The sequence below is a fragment of the Agrobacterium sp. BT-220-3 genome, assembly GCF_025910175.1.
GTDB classification, from domain to species: Bacteria; Pseudomonadota; Alphaproteobacteria; order Rhizobiales; family Rhizobiaceae; genus Agrobacterium; species Agrobacterium oryzihabitans.
The window spans coordinates 159796-179090 of sequence record NZ_JAPAIX010000006.1; the positions used below are offsets into that span (position 1 = coordinate 159796).

General features: G+C 60.0%; 17 protein-coding genes. 10 read left to right on the forward strand and 7 right to left on the reverse strand.

What is annotated here, in order from left to right:
- Window positions 1-85 precede the first annotated feature (85 nt).
- From OK142_RS17040 to recX, 5 genes are all read left to right on the forward strand, one after another.
- The gene (locus OK142_RS17040) at window positions 86-1549 is read left to right on the forward strand and encodes an ATP-binding cassette domain-containing protein (protein WP_498684081.1); all 1464 of its coding nucleotides are present in this window, start codon (window positions 86-88) and stop codon (window positions 1547-1549) included.
- Entirely contained in the window at window positions 1546-2487 is a 942-nt protein-coding gene (locus tag OK142_RS17045) for an ABC transporter permease (protein WP_498684082.1), read from the forward strand. The genes OK142_RS17040 and OK142_RS17045 overlap by 4 nt, the downstream gene beginning before the upstream one ends.
- On the forward strand, window positions 2484-3431 hold the full coding sequence (locus OK142_RS17050) for an ABC transporter permease (RefSeq protein WP_498684085.1): 948 nt from the start codon (window positions 2484-2486) through the stop codon (window positions 3429-3431). Before OK142_RS17045 ends, OK142_RS17050 begins: the two co-directional genes overlap by 4 nt.
- A gap of 35 nt (window positions 3432-3466) precedes the next feature.
- On the forward strand, window positions 3467-4387 hold the full coding sequence (locus OK142_RS17055; protein ID WP_498684088.1) for an SMP-30/gluconolactonase/LRE family protein: 921 nt from the start codon (window positions 3467-3469) through the stop codon (window positions 4385-4387).
- A gap of 71 nt (window positions 4388-4458) precedes the next feature.
- Window positions 4459-5049 (forward strand): recombination regulator RecX, encoded by a 591-nt coding sequence (gene recX / locus OK142_RS17060; RefSeq protein WP_137039385.1) that lies wholly within the window; start codon window positions 4459-4461, stop codon window positions 5047-5049.
- 3 nt (window positions 5050-5052) lie between these two features.
- Here the strand turns inward: recX and OK142_RS17065 are convergent, their stop codons facing one another.
- The 6 genes from OK142_RS17065 to OK142_RS17090 all read right to left on the reverse strand — a co-directional run bounded on the left by OK142_RS17065 (window position 5053) and on the right by OK142_RS17090 (window position 12196).
- Window positions 5053-5463 carry a c-type cytochrome gene (locus tag OK142_RS17065; RefSeq protein WP_035242995.1) on the reverse strand — a complete coding sequence of 137 codons (411 nt, stop codon included), beginning with the start codon at window positions 5461-5463 and terminating at the stop codon, window positions 5053-5055.
- A gap of 90 nt (window positions 5464-5553) precedes the next feature.
- Window positions 5554-6081, reverse strand: a complete 528-nt coding sequence (locus tag OK142_RS17070) for a DUF992 domain-containing protein (RefSeq protein WP_003498285.1) — start codon at window positions 6079-6081, stop codon at window positions 5554-5556.
- Window positions 6082-6329: 248 nt separating this feature from the next.
- Complete coding sequence (locus OK142_RS17075; RefSeq protein WP_498684093.1) at window positions 6330-7139, reverse strand: ATP-binding cassette domain-containing protein; 810 nt, start codon at window positions 7137-7139, stop codon at window positions 6330-6332.
- A gap of 31 nt (window positions 7140-7170) precedes the next feature.
- On the reverse strand, window positions 7171-9138 hold the full coding sequence (gene fhuB / locus OK142_RS17080; protein WP_498684095.1) for a Fe(3+)-hydroxamate ABC transporter permease FhuB: 1968 nt from the start codon (window positions 9136-9138) through the stop codon (window positions 7171-7173).
- Entirely contained in the window at window positions 9135-10037 is a 903-nt protein-coding gene (locus tag OK142_RS17085) for an iron-siderophore ABC transporter substrate-binding protein (RefSeq protein ID WP_498684097.1), read from the reverse strand. Before OK142_RS17085 ends, fhuB begins: the two co-directional genes overlap by 4 nt.
- A 26-nt stretch (window positions 10038-10063) precedes the next feature.
- Window positions 10064-12196 (reverse strand): TonB-dependent siderophore receptor, encoded by a 2133-nt coding sequence (locus OK142_RS17090; RefSeq protein WP_498684098.1) that lies wholly within the window; start codon window positions 12194-12196, stop codon window positions 10064-10066.
- Between the two features lie 190 nt (window positions 12197-12386).
- Here OK142_RS17090 and OK142_RS17095 point away from each other — a divergent pair, with 190 nt between their 5' ends.
- The 5 genes from OK142_RS17095 to OK142_RS17115 all read left to right on the forward strand — a co-directional run bounded on the left by OK142_RS17095 (window position 12387) and on the right by OK142_RS17115 (window position 17784).
- Complete coding sequence (locus OK142_RS17095) at window positions 12387-13298, forward strand: LysR family transcriptional regulator (protein WP_137039380.1); 912 nt, start codon at window positions 12387-12389, stop codon at window positions 13296-13298.
- Between the two features lie 261 nt (window positions 13299-13559).
- On the forward strand, window positions 13560-13823 hold the full coding sequence (locus tag OK142_RS17100; protein WP_003498271.1) for a spike base protein, RCAP_Rcc01079 family: 264 nt from the start codon (window positions 13560-13562) through the stop codon (window positions 13821-13823).
- A gap of 198 nt (window positions 13824-14021) precedes the next feature.
- Window positions 14022-15689: a phosphoethanolamine transferase gene (locus OK142_RS17105; protein WP_498684100.1), complete on the forward strand. Its 1668-nt coding sequence runs from the start codon at window positions 14022-14024 to the stop codon at window positions 15687-15689.
- Window positions 15690-15754: 65 nt separating this feature from the next.
- A complete protein-coding gene (locus tag OK142_RS17110; RefSeq protein ID WP_003498266.1) occupies window positions 15755-16408 on the forward strand; it encodes a response regulator in 654 nt (217 codons plus the stop codon).
- A 38-nt stretch (window positions 16409-16446) separates the two neighbouring features.
- Window positions 16447-17784 carry a sensor histidine kinase gene (locus OK142_RS17115; RefSeq protein WP_498684102.1) on the forward strand — a complete coding sequence of 446 codons (1338 nt, stop codon included), beginning with the start codon at window positions 16447-16449 and terminating at the stop codon, window positions 17782-17784.
- 64 nt (window positions 17785-17848) lie between these two features.
- Here OK142_RS17115 and OK142_RS17120 read toward each other — a convergent pair whose 3' ends face one another.
- Window positions 17849-19153, reverse strand: coding sequence for an MFS transporter (locus OK142_RS17120; protein WP_003498264.1), 1305 nt, complete (start codon window positions 19151-19153; stop codon window positions 17849-17851).
- Window positions 19154-19295 lie beyond the last annotated feature (142 nt).

Below are 19295 nucleotides of genomic sequence, written 5' to 3' on the forward strand. Positions count from 1 at the left end.
TGCGGCGCTCACGGAACGGGCGCCGCGATAGCCACACATTATCCGATTTTCAGATCACTTTTTCACATCACTGGCGTAATTGCTCATGAATGACATCATCGAGGCGGAAGAAGTCGTCGCCGCGCGCGGCGTGAAGGTCGTGTTCGGCGCAGTGAGAGCGCTTGACGGGGCCGATCTCATCATCCGCTCGGGGGAATGCCTCGGGCTGGTGGGCCATAATGGCGCGGGCAAATCCACCATCGTCAACGTCATCAATGGCGGACTGACACCACATGAGGGCTCCATTTCCTATCGCGGCGATCAGAGCCGCCACGGCATCGCGGCCGCACGCGCCAGCGGCGTTCGCTGCGTGTTTCAGGAATTGTCGCTCTGCCCCAACCTGACGATAAGCGAAAATGTCCGCATCATGCATGCCGCAATCAGCGGGCGGAATTGGCGCGGACGTGCGCTCACCATGATCCGGCACACGCTTGACGAGATTTTTCCGGGCCACGGCATTGATTGCGAGCTGACGGTTGCCGAACTTTCCATCGCCGAGCGGCAGATGGTGGAAATCGCCATCAATTTCTGCCGGACACCCGAAGCGCCGAGACTGGTGATCCTCGACGAGCCGACGTCGTCGCTTGATGCCGGTCTTGCCGAGCAATTGATGGATTATGTCCGCAGTTTCGTGCGCACGGGCGGCTCCGTTCTGCTGATCTCGCATATTCTCGGCGAAATTCTTTCGACAGCAACCCGCATCGTGGTGATGAAGGACGGCCGCGTGGTCGCCGATCGGGCGGCTGCGGACTTCACGACGCGAACGCTGGTGGAGGCGATGGGCAGCGTCGTCAAGGAACAGGACAGTCGCGGGGGAGAAAGCCGCAAGGCCGGCGAGAAGGTGCTTTCCATGCCGGCCCGCAGGGGCGAAGGCCTCGCCTTCGAGGCATTTCGCGGTGAAATCATCGGCCTTGCCGGTCTTGGCGGCCACGGCCAGACCGAAGCGCTTCTTGATCTTTATCTTGCCCGCAACAGCAGCTGGCTGCCCGCACGCAACACCGATATCGCCTTTGTCGCAGGTGATCGCAGCCTGAATGGCACCTTCCCGCTGTGGAGCATCCTCAAAAACCTGTCCATCGCCTCGCTCAGGGATATTTCAGCCGCAGGCATGGTGGACAGGGGCAAGGAAACCGAACTTGGCGCGCAATGGAAAAAGCGCATCGAAATCCGCACGCCCGACATGGGCAACAAAATCCTTTCGCTGTCCGGCGGCAACCAGCAGAAGGTTCTGTTCGCCCGCGCGCTTGCCACCACGGCCAGCACCGTTTTGATGGACGACCCGATGCGTGGCGTCGATATCGGCACCAAACAGGAGGTCTACGATATATTGAGAACCGAAGCCTCCCATGGCCGCACCTTCATCTGGTACTCGACCGAGATGGATGAAATCCGCCTTTGCGACCGCGTCTATGTTTTCCGTGAAGGCGCTATCCAAGCGGAACTGGTGGGCGAGGACATCACCGAGCAGAATGTGCTGGCAGCCTCCTTTTCCGGAGAGGACCACGCATGAAACTCTCCGCCAGCGCCCTTCGCCTCATCATTCCCGCCGCCTCGCTCGCCTTCCTGCTCGCCGCCGTCTTCTACATGCAGCCGCGCGCCATGAGTTATACCGGCCTCAACCTGCTGTTCAATCTGGCAGTGCCGATCGCGCTCGCCACCATTGCGCAGATGCTGATCATGTCGGTCAACGATCTCGATCTGTCGATGGGCACCTTCGTCAGTTTCTGCGCCTGCGTCACCGCCACCTTCCTGCAAACCACGCCGATGCTGGGGATCGCGATTTTTGCCGGGGCGATTGCGGTTTATGCGGCCCTTGGCGCCATCATCCATATCCGCGCCCTGCCGTCCATCGTCGTCACGCTTGGCATGAGTTTCGTCTGGGGCGGTCTTGCCGTCCTCATCCTCCCCTCGCCCGGCGGACAGGCCCCTGCCTTCATCCGGGCGCTGATGACGGCAAAACCGCCGCTCGTGCCGATCGCCATCATCGCCAGTATCCTGATTGCGGTCGTCGCCCACTATATCGTCATGCGCTCCTCCTTCGGTGTGCTGATGCGTGGCGTTGGCGGCAACTTCCGCTCGGTCGAGCGCTCCGGCTGGTCGGTCGTCGGTATCCGCGCCGCCACCTTTGCGCTCGCCGGTTTCTTCGCGGTGCTGTCGGGTATCGCACTTGTCGGGCTGACGACGTCGGCCGACGCCAATATCGCGCTTCGCTACACGCTGCTGTCGATTGCCGGCGTCATCCTCGGCGGCGGTGAATTCGTCGGCGGCCGGGTTTCGCCCATCGGCGCCGTCATCGGCGCGCTGACGCTCACCCTTGCCGGTTCCTTCCTGTCCTTCATGCGCATTTCGCCGGACTGGCAGATCGGCGCGCAAGGGGCGATCCTCATCATCGTGCTGGCGCTGCGCATCCTGCTCAACCGTCTCGAAAAGCGGGAGAAAAACCAATGAACGGGCTTTCGTCTCTCTCGAAAAAACCATGGATATGGTCGTTCGCCGCAACGGCTGCGGTCTGGATCGTTACCGTCATGTTCACCGGCGGCGCCAGCTCCTTCGGCCTGTCGCACGCAGCCCTGACCTTCGCGGCCTTTTCCGTGATCGTCGGCATCGGCCAAATGTTCGTCATCACGCTCGGTCCTGGTAATATCGACCTCTGCGTTCCCGCAACGATGACGCTGTCAGGCACGCTGGCGCTCAAATTCATGGATGTGTCCGATGGTCTCATCCTGCCGGGATTGCTGATCGCCATTCTGATCGGCGTCGCCATCGGCATCGGCAATTATGCGCTGATCAAGCTCTTACGCATTCCGCCGATCATCGCGACGCTTTCCATGAGCTTCATCGTGCAATCCATCGCCATCTGGTCCAACCGCGGCCTGCGCATCAAGCCGCCGGAAACACTGGCCACTTTCGCCACGTCCAGTTCTTTCGGCATTCCGAACGTGGCGCTTGTCGCGCTGCTTCTCTCGGTCATCGCCTGGCTGCTGCTCGACCGGACCTTTTACGGGCGGTGGATTTCCGCCATCGGCCAGAGCACGTTCGCAGCCCGCATGACCGGCATTCCCGTGGATGGAACACGTTTCGTCACCTACGTGCTCTGCGCGGTTCTGGCGGCGATTGCCGGTTATCTGCTCGCCAGCTTCTCCGGAGGTGCTGCGCTCAACATGGGATCGGAATATCTGCTGATGTCCATCGCCGTGGTGGTAATCGGCGGCACGGCGGTGGCGGGTGGTGATTCCAACGTCCCCGGCATATGGGGTGCCTCGCTCTTCATGTTCCTGGTGGTTTCGATGCTGAACACCTATGGTTTCGGCGCGGGCATCCGCCTCATCCTCACCGGCCTCATCATCATCTCCGTCATTCTTCTGGCAAGCGGCCCCAAGGCCACGCGCTGAACCCATAACGACAAGCCCTCAAGCGGACCACGCTCATGACAACAGACAACGCCTCCCCTTACGAAATCCACGATGACCGCTTCCGCCTTCTGATCGTCGGCAATGCGGAACTGGAAGAGCTTTACTCCGGCTGCCGCTGGGCCGAAGGCCCGGTGTGGTTTGCCGATCTGAACTGCCTGCTGTTCAGCGATATTCCCAATGAGCGCATGCTGCGTTGGGTGCCGGATGGTGGGGTCTCGGTGTTCCGCCACCCCTCCAACTTCACCAATGGCAACACCCGCGACCGGCAGGGACGACTGGTTTCCTGCGAACATGGCGGCCGCCGCGTCACCCGCACCGAAGTCGACGGCTCGATCACCGTTCTTGCCGACAGCTACGGCGGGAAGCGGTTGAACTCGCCCAATGACGTGGTGGTGAAATCCGATGGCAGCGTCTGGTTCACCGACCCCACCTACGGCATTCTTTCCGATTACGAGGGCTACAAGGCGGACCCCGAGCAGAAGACGCGCAACGTCTACCGGCTCGATCCCGCAACCGGCGAGATCACGATCGCCATCGACGACTTCGTGCAGCCGAACGGTCTTGCATTCTCGCCGGATGAAACCAAGCTCTATGTTGCCGACAGCTCCTACAGCCATGATGTGTCCCGCCGGCGCCATATCCGCGTCTTCGATGTGGTGGATGGCGTGAAGCTCGCCAATGGCAGGGAATTCTGCAATCTCGACAATGGTTTGCCGGACGGTTTCCGTCTGGATACGGCGGGCAACCTCTGGACCAGTGCCGGTGATGGTGTTCACTGCTTCTCACCGGATGGTACGCTGCTCGGCAAGATCAAGGTGCCGCAGACGGTCGCAAACCTCACCTTCGGCGGCCCGAAGAAGAACCGCCTGTTCATCACCGCAACGAAATCGCTCTATTCGGTCTATGTCGCCGCAACCGGTGCGCAGACGCCGTGAGGCGTTGAAAACCGAAGTTCATTCGGTGGGAAGGAACTGGCAAGACACGTTTACCGCGCTATAAAAGCGGAATGAACGACGATTCCAGCCCCTTCCTGACCGACGACATGGCCCTGGATGGCGAAACGCAGGCCACCGAACCGACCAGCCGGATGCTGTCATGGGCGCGCAATTCCGCGCTCTACCGGCTGGAACAGCGCATGATGACGGAAAAGCAGCTGCGCGACGCCATCACGCGCAAGGCGCGGGAAAAATTCGAGGATATCAGCACCGCACAGGTAAAGGCGCTCGGCGAGTTTGCCGTGACTTTCGCTTATGGCATCAAGGCGCTCGACGACACGGCTTACGCCGAAATTGCCGTGCGAAGCGGCCAGCGCAGCGGTAAGTCGAAACGCGGCCTTGCGCAAAAACTTCAGATCAAGGGTATCGACCGGGAAACGGCAGCAGTCGCGCTTGAGGAAACCAACGATCTGGTTGCGGCCGTCATCTTTGCGCGCAAACGTGCCTTCGGACCCTTTCGCCGTGTCGAACTCGATGAAAAACGCAAATCGAAGGAGTTTTCCGCCTTCGCCCGCAACGGTTTCGGCTTCGAGATTGGCTCAAAGGTCATGGCGATGACGGTGGAGGATGCCGAAGAGATTCTTGCGGATGCGCCGCTCTGAAGGTTATTGCGGCATCGGATGCGTTTTCAGATACGCAATCAGATCGTCGATATCCGTTTCGCTCCAAAGCCCGAAAAAGCGCATCGAGGTCCCCGGCATTGCCTTCTTCGGGCTGGCTATGAATTTTTGCAGTTCCTCTTCCGTCCAGACCCGGCCCGCCGCACCGGCATCTTTCAGCGCCTGCGAATAATGGCCGTAATCCGTTACTCCAGCCATGGGCCTGCCCACCACGCCCATCAGATGCGGGCCCATGCGGGTACGCGGTGCGTCAACGCTGTGACAGGTGGAGCAACGGCTGAACACCTTTTCCCCGTGTGCCGCATCGCCTTCGGCAAAGGCCGTCGAAGAAAGACAGAGGAAAAAAGCCAATAAAGCCGGGAGGGATCTGGGTGCCGGGATCGTCATGACCTGCATAATACAACGCCCTCCCCGTCTGACAACGAAGAGGGCGCTTTTTGACATGCGACAGAATGCCCGGTGCAATACACCGGGCGCGCTTGCCGATTAGTTCATGGCCGTGAGCGTCACGGACGTACCGGTCGCTGCGAGGTTGAGGCCAACCTGACCCGTCACGCTGACCGTCTGAAGCTGGATCGAGCCCGAAGTGCCTCCAACGAGAACGTTGGTGCCAACGCCGAGACCGACAGTCACTTCAGCCGTTGCGCCCTGATAAAGGCCGCCGAGCGAACCGCGATGGTAACCCGCTGTCGGGGCGAAAACGGCCCAGACCAGACGGCCCTGCGTGGTGAAGCCAAGGTCAACGCCCATCTTGCGGATCGCGCCGGTGTAATGGTCGGTGCGGCGCGCGCCCATGGTGGACTGGAACGTGCAATCCAGTTCCTTGGCCGAGCCGATCACGTAACCGACGCCACCGCCGATATCGCAGGTGAGATAACCGATCTTGACGCCGTTGCGGTCGTCCTGCTCCTGCGGAGCCGGCTCATATCTTGCAAGGTCGGCAGCGAGTGCGGAAACGGTTCCGCCGAGGCCCATCGTCAATGCGGCAAAAGTTACGGCAACAGCCTTTTTCATCTGATTTTCTCCTGTTTCATTCCTACCCGCAGCAGCCCTTCTTGCCCTCTCCGGATATTGAATTCCGCACTGTTAACGTTTGTTCCCCAGAATCGATCCAAAACAACTTAATTGGGGGCAAGGAAAGCAAAACAGTTAACAATGTCTGTTGGCGGTAGGATGCCATTAAGACATTGTTAGGGCGAAAAATGCCCGGCGAATTGCTGTCAACAGCAAGCGCTTCCGCGCGTTGTTTTGCTGCAACAAGCTTAAAGCGGCAGGGCGACTGGAAAGCCGGTGGCGGCATGCGTCATGACATCCATGCGCACGCCATAGATTCGCTCCAGCGTTTCCGGTGTCATGATGTCCTTCGGCGTTCCCCTTGCGATCAGATGGCCGGAATGCAGTGCGACGATCTCATCGCAGAACCGCGCCGCCATGTTGACATCATGCAGAACCACGATGACGCCTAAACCCTTTTCCCGCGACAGTCTCTGCACCAGAGAAAGAACCTCGAGCTGGTGCGCCATGTCGAGCGCCGAAATGGGTTCGTCCAGAAGCAGGCTTTCGGCGTTCTGGGCAACCAGCATGGCGAGCCACACGCGCTGGCGCTCACCACCGGAAAGCGTGTCCACCAGCCGGTCCCTGAAGGCCACGGTGTCGGTCAGTTCGATGGCTTCATCCACCTTCTCCTGATCCGCCTTGGTGAACTGGCCAAGCGCGCCGTGCCAGGGATAACGACCGAGCGCCACCAGTTCCCTGGCCAGCATGCCCGAGGCGGCCGGCGTATATTGCGGCAGATAGCCGAGCTTTCGCGCAAATTCGCGATTGCCCCAACTCCCCAGCGACTGTCCCTCGAACGACACCTTGCCTGCTGTTGGCTCCTGGATACGCGCAAGGATTTTGAGCAGCGTCGATTTTCCCGAACCATTATGGCCGATCAGCCCGATGGTCTTGCCGGTGGCAAAGCTTGCGGTCAACGGCTGCAGCAATGTCCTGCCCGGCACTTCCATCGTCACTTTTTCCAGCGAAAAAAGCGGAACATCGTCATAATCGGCGGCAAGCGTTGCCTGGGCCATGGATGTCATCTCCAGAAGTCATTCAAAATAATCATCCTCGCCTGCCTGAAAGCCAGATCAGGTAAGGCGCACCGGCGAGCGCCGCAAAGAGACCCAGCGGCAGCTCATAGGGAAATGTCCCGGATCGCGCCCCGAGATCGGAAAGCGCCATCAGCACCGCACCGAACAGGAACGAAGCGAACAGGTGGTCGCGCGGCGTGGTGAAACCGGCGCGAAGCGCGATGTGCGGCGCCATCAACCCGACGAAACTCAGCGGACCGACAAGCAGTGAGGCGGCCCCGGTGGCAATGCCGGCGACGGCTATGACGGCGATGCGCGCCGCGCCGAGCGGCAGACCGAGGGAGAGCGGCACATCCCGTCCAAGCGGGAGGATCGTCAGCCAGCGCGTTACCGACAAAGCCGCGGCAAACAGCACGACGGAAAGCACCGCAAGAAAGATTGCTGAAGCGGGCGTCGCCGTCGAACCAGAGCCGCTGAGCCATGAGAGAATTTGCCAGGCCCGCTGATCGCCAATGGCAAGCAGTGCCGAAAGTACCGCCGAGCAGAGCGAACTGATGGCGATGCCGGCGAGCAGGATTTTTTCCGGCGCCAAATGCCGGCGCACGGAAAAGAACAGAACGAGGATCATGACGGCGGCCGAGCCGATGCCTGCACCGCAAAACAGCTCGAACAGACCCGCCGCCGGAAAAAGCGTGATGGCGGCGGCAAAACCGAGACCCGCGCCACCGCTGACGCCGATCACTTCCGGACTTGCCATGGGATTGCCGGTGAGCCGCTGCAGAAGCGCGCCTGCCATCGCCAGAAGACCGCCGGCAGCGCAAGCCGCCACCAGCCGCGGCCAGCGGAAGGGCAGAAGACTTTGTAGATCACCGGCTTGCAGCACTGTCCAACCCTCCGGCCCCTTGCCGATGGCGAGTGCGGCAAAAACCAGCCCGGCCATGATGACAAGCACTGGCAGAAGGGTCGCAAGCCGGCGTCTTGTCGCAGGGTCCACACCTTCGGCGCGATGCACATCGGTCGGCCGGATTTTCGGCAGCAGCCACAGAAGCAGCGGTCCGCCGATAAGAGCGGTCACCGCACCAGTCGGGAAAACTTCAGCCGTCGTACTCGCCAGAAGCTGCACGAGACCATCGCAGCACCAGAGCAGCAGACCGCCCAGAAGCGGCGAAACGAACAGTACGGAGGATGCCCGACGCACGCCGAGCGCCCGGGTAAGCGCAGGTGCTGCAAGGCCGATAAAACTGACAAGGCCGACCGCAGCAGCAACGAAGGCCGCCAGCATGACCGCGACGGCGGCCACCGCCAGCCTGATTGAAAACAGCGAGACGCCAAGCGAACGCGCACCGGAATCACCAAGGCCGAGAACCGTCAGTGGCCTTATCAGCAGCCCGGTGAGAACAAGGCCCGCGAGAAGTTGAGCGGCAAGCAGAAACGCATTCGACCAGTCCTGCTGGCTGAGCGAACCGCCGTTCCAGACGACGAGCGACATCAGATATTCGCCCTGCGCAAGCGTCAACGCGGCGGAAACGGAGGCAGCAGTGATGCCGACCAGAAGCCCTGACACCACCATGGTCACCGGCTCGAAGGAGCGCCGCCAGCCGAGAAGAAACACCACACAGGCCGCAGCGGCACCACCGCCAAGCGCCACCAATGCGCGGTTGCCATCCAGCACCGAGGGAAAGAACAGGGTTGCGATGACGATTGCCAACTGGGCGCCGGCGGAGATGCCGAGCGTGGAAGGATCGGCGATCGGATTGCGCAGCACTTGTTGGAAAAGCGCGCCCGACAATCCCAGCATCGCGCCCGCCAGAATGGCGACCGCCACACGCGGCATCAGGCTGAAGGCGAAAATGACCTGATCCATCGACATGGTCGCGGCATCGAATGGCAGGCCCGGCCATGCACCAAAGGGCAGCCGCAACAGCCCGGCATGCAGGGAAAGACCACAGGCCAGAAGAAAGACGATCCCGAAGAGAAACTGGAGAGGCCGTGCTGTCACAGTGCTTCTCCCCGCGTCGTCAGGGCCTCGGTCAGAAGCCTTGCAAAACGCATGGCCGCCGTGATGCCGCCATAGGGGGCCACATTGCCGAGCGTCACCACGCGATTTTCCCGCACGGCTGGAAGCGCGCGCCAGATGGCGCTGTTGCGCAGGCTCTCGCGGGCCTCGACTGGAATATCCGAGACGATGACGATGCGGGCATCGGGTGAGCCGGCAAGATTTTCGAGCGGGACAGGCGCTGCGAAGGTGAATTGCGAACGGTTCGCCCAGGCATTGCTCAGCCCCAGCCGGCCAAGGACATCACCGAACATGCTGTCTGCGCCAAACGCCCGGAAATGCCTGGAGTCGCCGATATTGATCACATAGGTCGGCCTTGCCGCAAAGGCTTCGAGACGCGTCCGCATGGCTTGCAGCGCATGGTTCGTTTCTTCCAGAACCTTTCGCGCCTCTTCAGTCCGCCCGAGCTTTTCGCCGAGTGCCGAGACAGCGGCCAGCGCCTTTTCAAACGGCGGCTCGCCTTTTACGTAGAAAGGCAGCGAAAACACCGGCGCTATGGCCTCCAGCCGACCGGTGTAGCGCGTGTAGAAAGGCGAAATGAGAATGAGGTTCGGTCGGGTGAGCTGCAGCAGTTCGAAATTCGGCGCACCCCTCAGACCAAGATCGGCAACGGTTTCCGGAATTTCAGGTTCGACGGCACCTGCCCTGAACTGGATGAGTTCCGTTGCGGCAACCGGCATGACGCCGAGCGCCACGGATGTTTCCAGCATGGCCCAGTCGATTGCGGCGATGCGCGGCGTCACCTCCGCCCGCGCCTTGCCAGCAAGCGCGGAAGCGGCAAGCAGGCCCAAAAATTCCCGCCGCCCCCAGAGGGGCGACATCCATCGATCCTTACGCTTCATGCCCCTGCTGCTTCACTTGATGTGGGTCACCACCGGTAGGTCAGCTTGCCCATAACGGTTCTTCCATCACCGTAATAGCATCCGAAAGTGGAGCAACTAGAAATATATTCTTTATCAGTCAAGTTTTGCACGAGAAGCGAGGCGCGGTAGCCGTTTTTCTCGTAATGAACGCCGAGATCGAGAAGGGTAAGCCCCTTCATTTCAAAGGCATTGGCGGCATCGCCGTATCGCTCGCCGACATAGCGAACACCGCCACCGATGCCGAAGCCCTCAAGCGCTGTATCCTCCGCGAAGGTATAATCGAGCCATAGGCTGGCGGAATGGCGCGGCGTATTGTCCAGCTCCCTGCCGTTGTTCACGCGGCCGGAAACTTCGCTGTCCATGTAGGTATAGGCCGCACGCAGGTCGAGCCCATCGGCCAGGCTTGCGACACCTTCAAGCTCGACGCCCTTCACATGCGCCTCGTCCATCTGCTGCGTCACGCCGCCGACAGTCGTTGTCACGTTCTTCTGCTTCAGATCGTAGATCGCCGCCGAGAAGAAACCGTCAAAGCCTTCGGGCTGATATTTGATGCCCGCTTCCCACTGTTCGCCGGTGGTGGGCTTCGGCGCATCGCCGACAGCCGGCTGCGGCACCGGTTCGAAGGAGGTCGCGTAACTGACATAAGGCGCAATGCCGCCATCGAAGAGATAGCTGACGCCGACGCGGCCTGTGAGCTTGTGGTCATCCTTGTCGAGCGAACGATAGGTGGTGCCGTTGAAGGTGGTGCCGCTGGTGCTGGCCCAATCCTGCCGCAGGCCGGCCGTAACCCGCCAGTTTTCGTAGGAAATCTCGTCCTGCGCATAAAGGCCGATCTGGGATATGTCGGTTTTCACATCGGCATAAAGCGTGCGCGAGGTCAGGCTGATCGGCCTGCCATAGACCGGATTGACGGGATCAAGCGGCGTTGCCGCCCAGAATTCTGTTTTTACGTTATTGTCGAAATAGCGATAATCCAGCCCAACAAGCAGGGTATGATCAACCGGACCCGTCGAAAAATCGGCCTGGAGGCTGTTGTCGATGTTGAATGTGTTCAGCAGCTCGTCCTGGAACGTCGCATTGCGGCGGATGAGATTGCCGATCATGCCGCTATTGGTCGAGGACATGCCAAGCGCCCGGTAGGACCAGTCGAAATTGGAATAACGCACATTCTGCCGGAAGGTGAAGGTCTCGTCGAAACGGTGCTCGAATTCGTAGCCAATATTGGTGAACTTGCGGTTTGACGTATCGAACGATGGATCACCGACATAAAAGCTGCGGTCCAGCATGTTGCCCGGGCGGGAAAAGGTGAGCGCCGGCGGAAGGCCGGAGGGCGAGCTCGGATTGTCATGCTGATAGGAAGCAAGGACCGTCAGCTTCGTGTCTTCATCGGGTTGCCATGTGAGTGCCGGCGCGATGAAATAACGGTCGTTCTGCAGATTGTCCGTCTGGGCGTGGGCGTTGCGGGCAACCCCGGTCAGGCGATAGGCAAGGCTGTCACTATCCGCCACCGGCCCGCCAATATCGAACATCGACTGGTAATAGTCGAAGCTGCCGATCTGCGCGCCCACTTCGCCGAAACGCTCGAAGGTTGGCCGCTTGCTGATGAGATTGATGAGGCCGCCGGGATTGCCCTGGCCATAAAGCACGGAAGCCGGCCCGCGAATGACCTCCACACGCTCCAGGCCGTAGACCTCGTACGAGGGCGCACCCGCCGTGCGCATCAGCCGAAGGCCGTTGAGAAATTGCAGCTGGTTTCCTGCAAACCCTCGAATACGCGGCGCATCGAAACGCGGATCGGGACCTGACGGCTGCGCAACGACGCCGGGAACATAATTCAGCGCCTCGCTGAGATTGCGGACGTCCTGTGCATCCATCTGGTCTTTGGTGACAACGGAAACCGACTGCGGTGTCTCGATCAGGGACCTGCCCGTCTTGGTGGCGCTGGCGCTGGTTTTCGCCACATAGCCCTTCACCGGGGCCTTGGGATCCTGCTTTTTTACGCCGTCCACGGTAATGGTCTGCAGCACCGTGGTGCCGACCTCCTGCGCAAGGGCGATGCCCGGGGACAAAAACGCCACATAGGCAATGGCGGCGCAACCGCCCGCCAGAATGGAAATGTGTTTGGTTTTTCCCTGCACCGCCAAGACCCTTTATCAACCCGCGCCGCCACAAGGCGGATATTTTTCTGGAGAATTTAACTCATCTTATTACGCAAGGTGTAGATTTTGATCCAATAAGCGAAGCCGGTTTTTTTCAGAAGTATTGATTATGAAAATGCCGCCCGATAATAGCTTGGAATTATTCAAATCTGCTAAAAAGGCCATGAAGATGGGCAGGAAACCGGCAAGCCGGGCGGAAACATTCGAATTGCGACATCTGCGCTATTTCACCGTGCTGGTGGATGAACGCAATTTCGAACGAGCGGCCGCCCGCCTCGGCATCGCCCAGCCGGGGCTGAGCCAGCAGATCATGGCGCTTGAGGATATTGTCGGCATGCCGCTCTTGGACCGGACGCGCCGGTCAGTGAAACTGACCACCCCCGGCCAGCTTCTCTATGAGGACGCCCGCAAAATCCTTGCCAATGCCGAAGCGACGCTTGCGGCGCTGAAGCGCGTCGACCGTGGGGAAACCGGCCGCATCTCCATCGGCTATGTGGCGTCCGCCGCCTATTCCGGGCTGCTCATTCAGTCGATCGCCAGTTTCCGCGCCTCCCATCCCGATGTGGAATTGCAGCTCATCGAAATGGAGATGCGGCTGCAATTGGCCAAGATCGCCGACGGCAATCTGGATTTCGCCTTCATCCGCCCGCCCGCGCCCATCCCGGAAGGCGTTGCGATGCATGTGGTCCTGCGCGAACCGCTGATGGCCGCGCTGCCGGAAAATCATCCGCTGGCCTTTGCTTTGCAGATCGATCTCAAGAACCTCGCCGCAGAAACCTTCATCACCCCGCGTCAGCCACCGGATGTCGGCTTTCACTACAATACGATCGAGGCCTGCAACGAAGCAGGGTTCAAGCCCGTCATCAGCCCGGAGGGCCGGGACTACACCACCATTGCCAGCATGGTGGCCATCGGCCTCGGCGTTGCGCTGGTGCCCCGCTCGCTCGATTGCCTGCGGCTTCCGGGCGTGCGTTATGTACCGCTTGCGGCAAGCTCGGCAACCTCGGACCTCGCCATCGCCCACCGGAAGACGGAAGCCTCTCCCGCCGTCAGAGCCTTCATTCTTCACACCAGGAACTGAGGCGCGAAGCACCCGCCCAGGTGGCGAATATCTAGCCGCTTCGCGATCCCGTGGATGAAAATCCCTGACCGCCAATTTGGCCTATGCGGGTGACGATATGGCCGGAGCGGCCAATCGCGTGAGAAGACACGCATAATATCCGCCTCCCCGTACAAGACGGGTGCGGCATCGAAACGCCGCAAGGCATCCAACGTCCCCGCTTTTCCCCACCCGCCCGCATGGCTGCATAATCAGGGCGGATTTGTTTTACGGGAGACAGCAATGGCTGAGATTTACACACACTATGCCGCCGGCCTGGAATCACCGGCGTCCCACGGTTTCGACATCGTTCCGGATGATACGAACCTGCTTCCTTCCCCGACACGCGCTATTTATGTCGGCAATGGCGGGCAGCTGTGCCTCACCCTGCTTTCCGGGGCGACGGTGACCTTCCAGAACCTGCCCGCGGGCAGCCTGCTGCCGGTTCGGGCAACGCGGGTATTTTTAACGCGCACCACCGCAACGGGCATCGTCGGGCTGAATTAAATGATATCATGCCGCTATCTGACCATTGATTTGAAATGCTGTCATCCCGGGGTGACACCGCAAAGTGTGACACTTTCATGACAAAGCTTTCAGGTTGATGTCAGCTAAATGACGCATCCGCCATCAATCGGCCGATGTGGCAGCTGGAATACGGGTGTTCCCGCATGTTCCTCGCTCCCACCGGCACATATGGATCTGGTGGAACTGACAGTGGCTCTTTTTACCGCGAAAGCGACAGGAACTGAAACTTATCGTCCGGAAATCGGCAGCGTGCCGCTCAGCCTGCTGACGGCTGCCTATCTGCTGTTTTTCACCAACCAGACCTTGTGGTCGAAGGTTCACACCTATCTTTCCGCCTATCCTGTCGCCATCGTCTCACTTTATGTTGCGATGGCCGCACTTTTTGGCGCCCTCATCACGATTTTTTCCGCCAAATACCTCATCAAGCCATTCCTGATCTTCCTTGTCTTCGCGGCGGCAGCGTCCTCCTGGTTCATTGACCGCTACGGCATCGTCATCGACAGCGACATGATCCGCAACGCCATGGAAACGACGCCGGCGGAAGCGGGCAATCTGATGACACCTGGCCTTTTCTGGCATCTCGCCATCTACGGGCTGGCACCGTCGCTCGTCATCGTCGCCGTCCGCGTCAGGCATCGTCCGATCCTCGAAAAGCTTCTGTGGAACACCATCAGCATCCTGATCTGCCTCACCATCGTCGGTATCATCAGCTTTGCGAATTCCAAGACTTTCACCACCGCCATTCGCCAGCACAAGGACATCGTCAAAAGCGTCAATCCCCTGTCGCCGATCATGTCCACCGTTCATTATTTCACGCAGGCCGGAAAAGAAGCGGACATACAGGTCAGCCCCATCGGCAAGGATGCGAAGGTTCTTCCAGCAGCAGGCGGCGTCCACAAGCCGCGCATCACCGTCATCGTGGCGGGCGAGACCGCGCGTGCCGCAAACTTTGCGCTCAACGGTTATGGCCGCGATACCAATCCGGAACTTGCCAAACGCGACGTGATCTATTTCCCGAATACCACCAGCTGCGGCACCGCAACGGCGATGTCCATTCCCTGCATGTTCTCGAAGTTCCCGCGTTCGGAATACAGCCATAGCAAGGCGCTCGCCAACGAAAACGTCATGGACGTCCTCGTCCACGCCGGTGTCAGTGCGACATGGCTGGACAACAATACCGGCAGCAAGAACGTCGCCGACCGCATTCCCTATTTCGACCTGCCGTCTACGAACGACAGCCGCTTCTGCACCGGCGGAGAATGCCGCGACGACATCTTCTTCGACAAGCTCGACGCCTGGCTTAACAACGTCACGAAGGACAGCGTCATCGTACTGCACCAGATGGGCAGCCACGGGCCGACCTACTATCTTCGCTACATTGACGAATTCCGGAAATTCACCCCTGACTGCCGGACCGCCGAACTTGGCAATTGCACCGACGCCGAGATCGTCAATTCCTACGACAACACGCTTCTCTACACCGACCATTTCCTTTCGACCGTGATCGACAAGCTGAAAGCGCGCTCCGACAAGCTGGCAACCGGCATGATCTACGCCTCGGACCATGGTGAATCGCTTGGCGAAAACGGCGTCTATCTGCACGGCGCGCCCTATCTCCTGGCGCCTGACCAGCAGACCCACGTGCCCTTCCTCGTCTGGTTCGACGATGATTTTGCCAAATCCATGGGCCTTGACCGTGCCTGCCTTGCAAAGAGCGCAGCCCAGGGCGGACGCTCCCACGACAATTATTTCCACAGCATCCTTGGCATGATGAACGTCTCCACCTCCGTCTACGATCCCTCGCTGGACGTCTTCGGTGGTTGCACCCAGCGTCAGAGCAGCTGAACAGACAGTGCTTGACGCATATCCCGTGAAAGCGATACGCAGGACGACGCGATAAAGGAGCTGTCTTGCGGGTTCTGCTTGTTGAAGACGATCATGTTCTGGGAGAGGCGCTGAGAGACCATGTGGCGGCGGCGGGACACGCTGTCGACTGGTTCAAGACGCTGGGCGACGCAACGGCAGCGACGCGGACGATGGCCTATGGCCTGATCCTGCTCGACATGCGCTTACCCGACGGCGAGGGTATCACCCTTTTGCAGGACCTGCGCAACCGCGACGATGCGACGCCGGTGATCATTCTGACGGCGCACGACCAGGTGTCGGACCGGATTGCCGGACTGAATGCCGGCGCCGACGACTATCTGGTCAAACCCTTCGATCTCAACGAGCTTTCGGCGCGCATGCTGGCGGTCTCGCGGCGTTACGAAGGCCGCTCGGCCCCGGTCATTCGCCTGCCCGGCATCGAAATCAACCAGGTGGCGCGCAATATCACCGTCGATGGAACGGCGCAGACGCTCAGCGCCCGGGAATGGGCGGTTCTCGAAAAACTGGTCGAGTACCCCGGCGCCGTCGTCTCGAAAGCGCAGCTGCATGACACGCTTTACGAATTCGGCGCCGAAATAGAAAGCAACACGGTCGAGGTCTATATCAGCCGGCTGCGCAAGAAAATCGGTCATGACCGCGTCGAGACCGTGCGCGGTGTCGGCTACACGATCAGATAGACAGAATGGCAGATAGACAGAATTACAAGTAGGCATAGATGGCCAGACCGACCAGCATGACCCGCAAGCTCGTGACGGCGCTGACCAGCGTCGTTGCCATATCCTGGCTTCTTGCCTGCGGGCTGGGCGTCATGGTGATGCAGGACGAGTTCGCCGAAATTTTCGATGCAGGCGTGCAGGAAACGGCCGAAAGGCTGCTGCCGCTTCTGGCCGACGACCTCAGGGAAAACAACACGGCCCCCGCCTCGCGAAAGCTCAACCCCTCGGCGGAAGGTGCCGAATATCTCACCTATCAAGTGCGCGACCCGGAAGGACAGGTCGTGCTGCATTCGCATGACAGTTCGACGGAGCCTTTCGAGGCCTCGCTCGAACCCGGCTTTTCCGAAACGGCCACGCAGCGCATCTATACGGTGGCGACGCCGGACGGGGAATATTTCCTTCAGGTCGCCGATGCCTTTGCCAACAGGCGCGAGGCGATAGAAGAAGCCGGCAGCGCGCTCTTGCTGCCCGTCCTCATCCTCATCCCCGCCAGCATCTTCGCCGTCATCGTCGTCGTGCGCAGAACCCTGCAGCCGATACAGACCCTTCGCGACGAGATCGGCAGAAAGGACGGCGGCAATCTTGCACCGCTGGAAACACAGCCCTTTCCGGCCGAACTCCATCCCATCGCCCGTTCGGTCAATCTCCTTCTCGGACGGCTGCGATCGGCAATCGAGGCGGAGCGGGAATTTACCGCCAACAGCGCCCATGAATTGCGCACCCCCATTGCCGGGGCGCTGGCGCAGGCGCAGCGGTTGCGTGCCGATATTCCACCGGAACTTGCCCCGCGCGTGGAAAATATCGAAAAATCCCTGCAGCACCTCGGCCATCTTGCCGAAAAACTTCTTCAGATGTCACGCGCCGAAGCAAGGATCGGCGTGACCGACACCACGAGCGATCTTATCCCCGTGCTCGAACTCGTCATCGACGACATGAGCAGGACGGCGATCGGCACATCCCGCATTCGCTTCACCAATCGCTGCGAAGGCGGCATGAATTGCAAGATCGGCGCGGATGGCTTCGGCATCATCATCCGCAACCTTCTGGAAAACGCCCTGATCCACAGCCCGGCGGGAAGCCCGGTACAGATATTCGCCGAAGAGGACGGGACAATCCGCGTCATCAATTCCGGACCGGCAATCGACAGGGCGCTGCTGCCGAAACTGACGACACGTTTTGCCCGAGGCCCGACCAAAGCGGATGGCACCGGGCTTGGCCTTGCCATCGTCAAGAGCCTGGTGGAGCAAACGGGCGGAGAGCTGGTGCTCTCCTCTCCGGCACCGGGCAGACAGGACGGGTTCGAAGCCCGCATCGTTCTTCCGGTCGAAGCCGCCTGAATGCGCTGAAAACAAAAAGCCCCGCCAGGATTGGCGGGGCTTTTTTCGTCTGGATTACAGCGGCTCAATCCTCGTGGATATGGCTGTGATCGCGCGTATCGCGCATCTTCACATAAACCACCAGCGACAGCGCGATCATGATCGTCACATACCAGAAGAACCAGTTTTCGTGGCCGATCTGCTTGAACTTCAGCGCCACGAATTCCGCCGTTCCACCAAATATGGTGTTCGCCAACGCATAGGGCAAAGCCACACCGAGCGCGCGGATATGGGCGGGGAACATCTCCGCCTTCACCACGGCATTGATGGAGGTGTAGCCGGTGACGATCAACAGGCCGACCAGAACGAGAGCGAAAGCCATGATCGGATCGGTCGTCGTCGCCAGCGTGCTGAAGATCAGATAGGTGAACAGCGTGCCGAGAATGCCGAAGCCCACCATCAGCGGCTTGCGGCCGACCTTGTCGGAGAGCGCACCGGCGATCGGCTGGCACAGCATGAAGACGAAGAGGGCTGCCGTGGTGATTTCGGTCGCACTTTCCTTGCTGAAGCCGGACGTATTGACGAGGAATTTCTGCAGATAGGTCGTGTAGGCGTAAAAGGCGAGCGTGCCGCCTGATGTCAGCGCCATGACCATCATCGCTTCCCTCGGATAGTGCTTGAACAGCGCCCATCCGCTGGATTTCGGCTTGTCCGCCTCACCCGCCTTGGCATTTTCGAAGGACTGCGTCTCGACAAGACCACGACGGATATAAAACACCGCAATCGCAAGAAGGCCACCGATGAAGAAGGGGATGCGCCAGCCCCAGGCGCTGAGCTGTTCCGGAGTCAAAACCCGCTGCAGCACCAGAAGCACCGCCAGCGCCAGAAGCTGACCGGAAATCAGCGTCACATACTGAAAGCTGGAGAAGAAGCCTCGGCGGTTCTTGCCGGCCATTTCACTGAGGTAAGTCGCGCTCGCGCCATATTCGCCGCCGACGCTGATGCCCTGCAGAAGGCGGGCGAAAACCAGAATGGCAGGGGCTGCGATGCCGATCGCGTCATGGCCGGGGGTGATGGCAATCAGCAGCGAGCCGAGACACATCAGCGTGACCGACAGTGTCAGGCCGGCCTTGCGGCCCTTGCGGTCGGCATAGGTTCCCATGAACCATGCGCCGATGGGGCGCATCAGAAATCCGACGGCAAAAACGGCAGCTGCGCTCAACAATTCGGCAGTCTGGTTTCCGGAAGGGAAAAACACCGGCGCGAAATAAAGGGTGAAGGCCGAATAGACGTACCAGTCGTACCATTCAACGAGGTTGCCAGCAGATCCGCCGATAATGGATTTCAAACGGGTTTTCTGGTCCGGTGCCGTGGCAGGACCATTTGCCATAATATTCACGGTTTAACTCCAATTCATCTTCGTCTGGGAGATGGAAGGGCGAAAGGAAGGTGTGATAATTTGTCGCTCTCGGTGGGGGTATATACCCGTCATATTGCAATGCGCAAGCTTATGCCGCATCGCAATATGACGG

What these genes read in the sequence shown, in the direction of transcription:
- OK142_RS17070 (WP_003498285.1), bottom strand. Translation starts at nt 6,081, where the DNA reads ATGAAAAAGGCTGTTGCCGTAACTTTTGCCGCATTGACGATGGGCCTC.
- OK142_RS17050 (WP_498684085.1), top strand. Translation starts at nt 2,484, where the DNA reads ATGAACGGGCTTTCGTCTCTCTCGAAAAAACCATGGATATGGTCGTTC.
- OK142_RS17045 (WP_498684082.1), top strand. Translation starts at nt 1,546, where the DNA reads ATGAAACTCTCCGCCAGCGCCCTTCGCCTCATCATTCCCGCCGCCTCG.
- OK142_RS17075 (WP_498684093.1), bottom strand. Translation starts at nt 7,139, where the DNA reads ATGGCCCAGGCAACGCTTGCCGCCGATTATGACGATGTTCCGCTTTTT.
- OK142_RS17065 (WP_035242995.1), bottom strand. Translation starts at nt 5,463, where the DNA reads ATGCAGGTCATGACGATCCCGGCACCCAGATCCCTCCCGGCTTTATTG.
- OK142_RS17100 (WP_003498271.1), top strand. Translation starts at nt 13,560, where the DNA reads ATGGCTGAGATTTACACACACTATGCCGCCGGCCTGGAATCACCGGCG.
- recX (WP_137039385.1), top strand. Translation starts at nt 4,459, where the DNA reads ATGAACGACGATTCCAGCCCCTTCCTGACCGACGACATGGCCCTGGAT.
- OK142_RS17085 (WP_498684097.1), bottom strand. Translation starts at nt 10,037, where the DNA reads ATGAAGCGTAAGGATCGATGGATGTCGCCCCTCTGGGGGCGGCGGGAA.
- OK142_RS17115 (WP_498684102.1), top strand. Translation starts at nt 16,447, where the DNA reads ATGGCCAGACCGACCAGCATGACCCGCAAGCTCGTGACGGCGCTGACC.
- OK142_RS17040 (WP_498684081.1), top strand. Translation starts at nt 86, where the DNA reads ATGAATGACATCATCGAGGCGGAAGAAGTCGTCGCCGCGCGCGGCGTG.
- OK142_RS17120 (WP_003498264.1), bottom strand. Translation starts at nt 19,153, where the DNA reads ATGGCAAATGGTCCTGCCACGGCACCGGACCAGAAAACCCGTTTGAAA.
- OK142_RS17055 (WP_498684088.1), top strand. Translation starts at nt 3,467, where the DNA reads ATGACAACAGACAACGCCTCCCCTTACGAAATCCACGATGACCGCTTC.
- OK142_RS17095 (WP_137039380.1), top strand. Translation starts at nt 12,387, where the DNA reads ATGGGCAGGAAACCGGCAAGCCGGGCGGAAACATTCGAATTGCGACAT.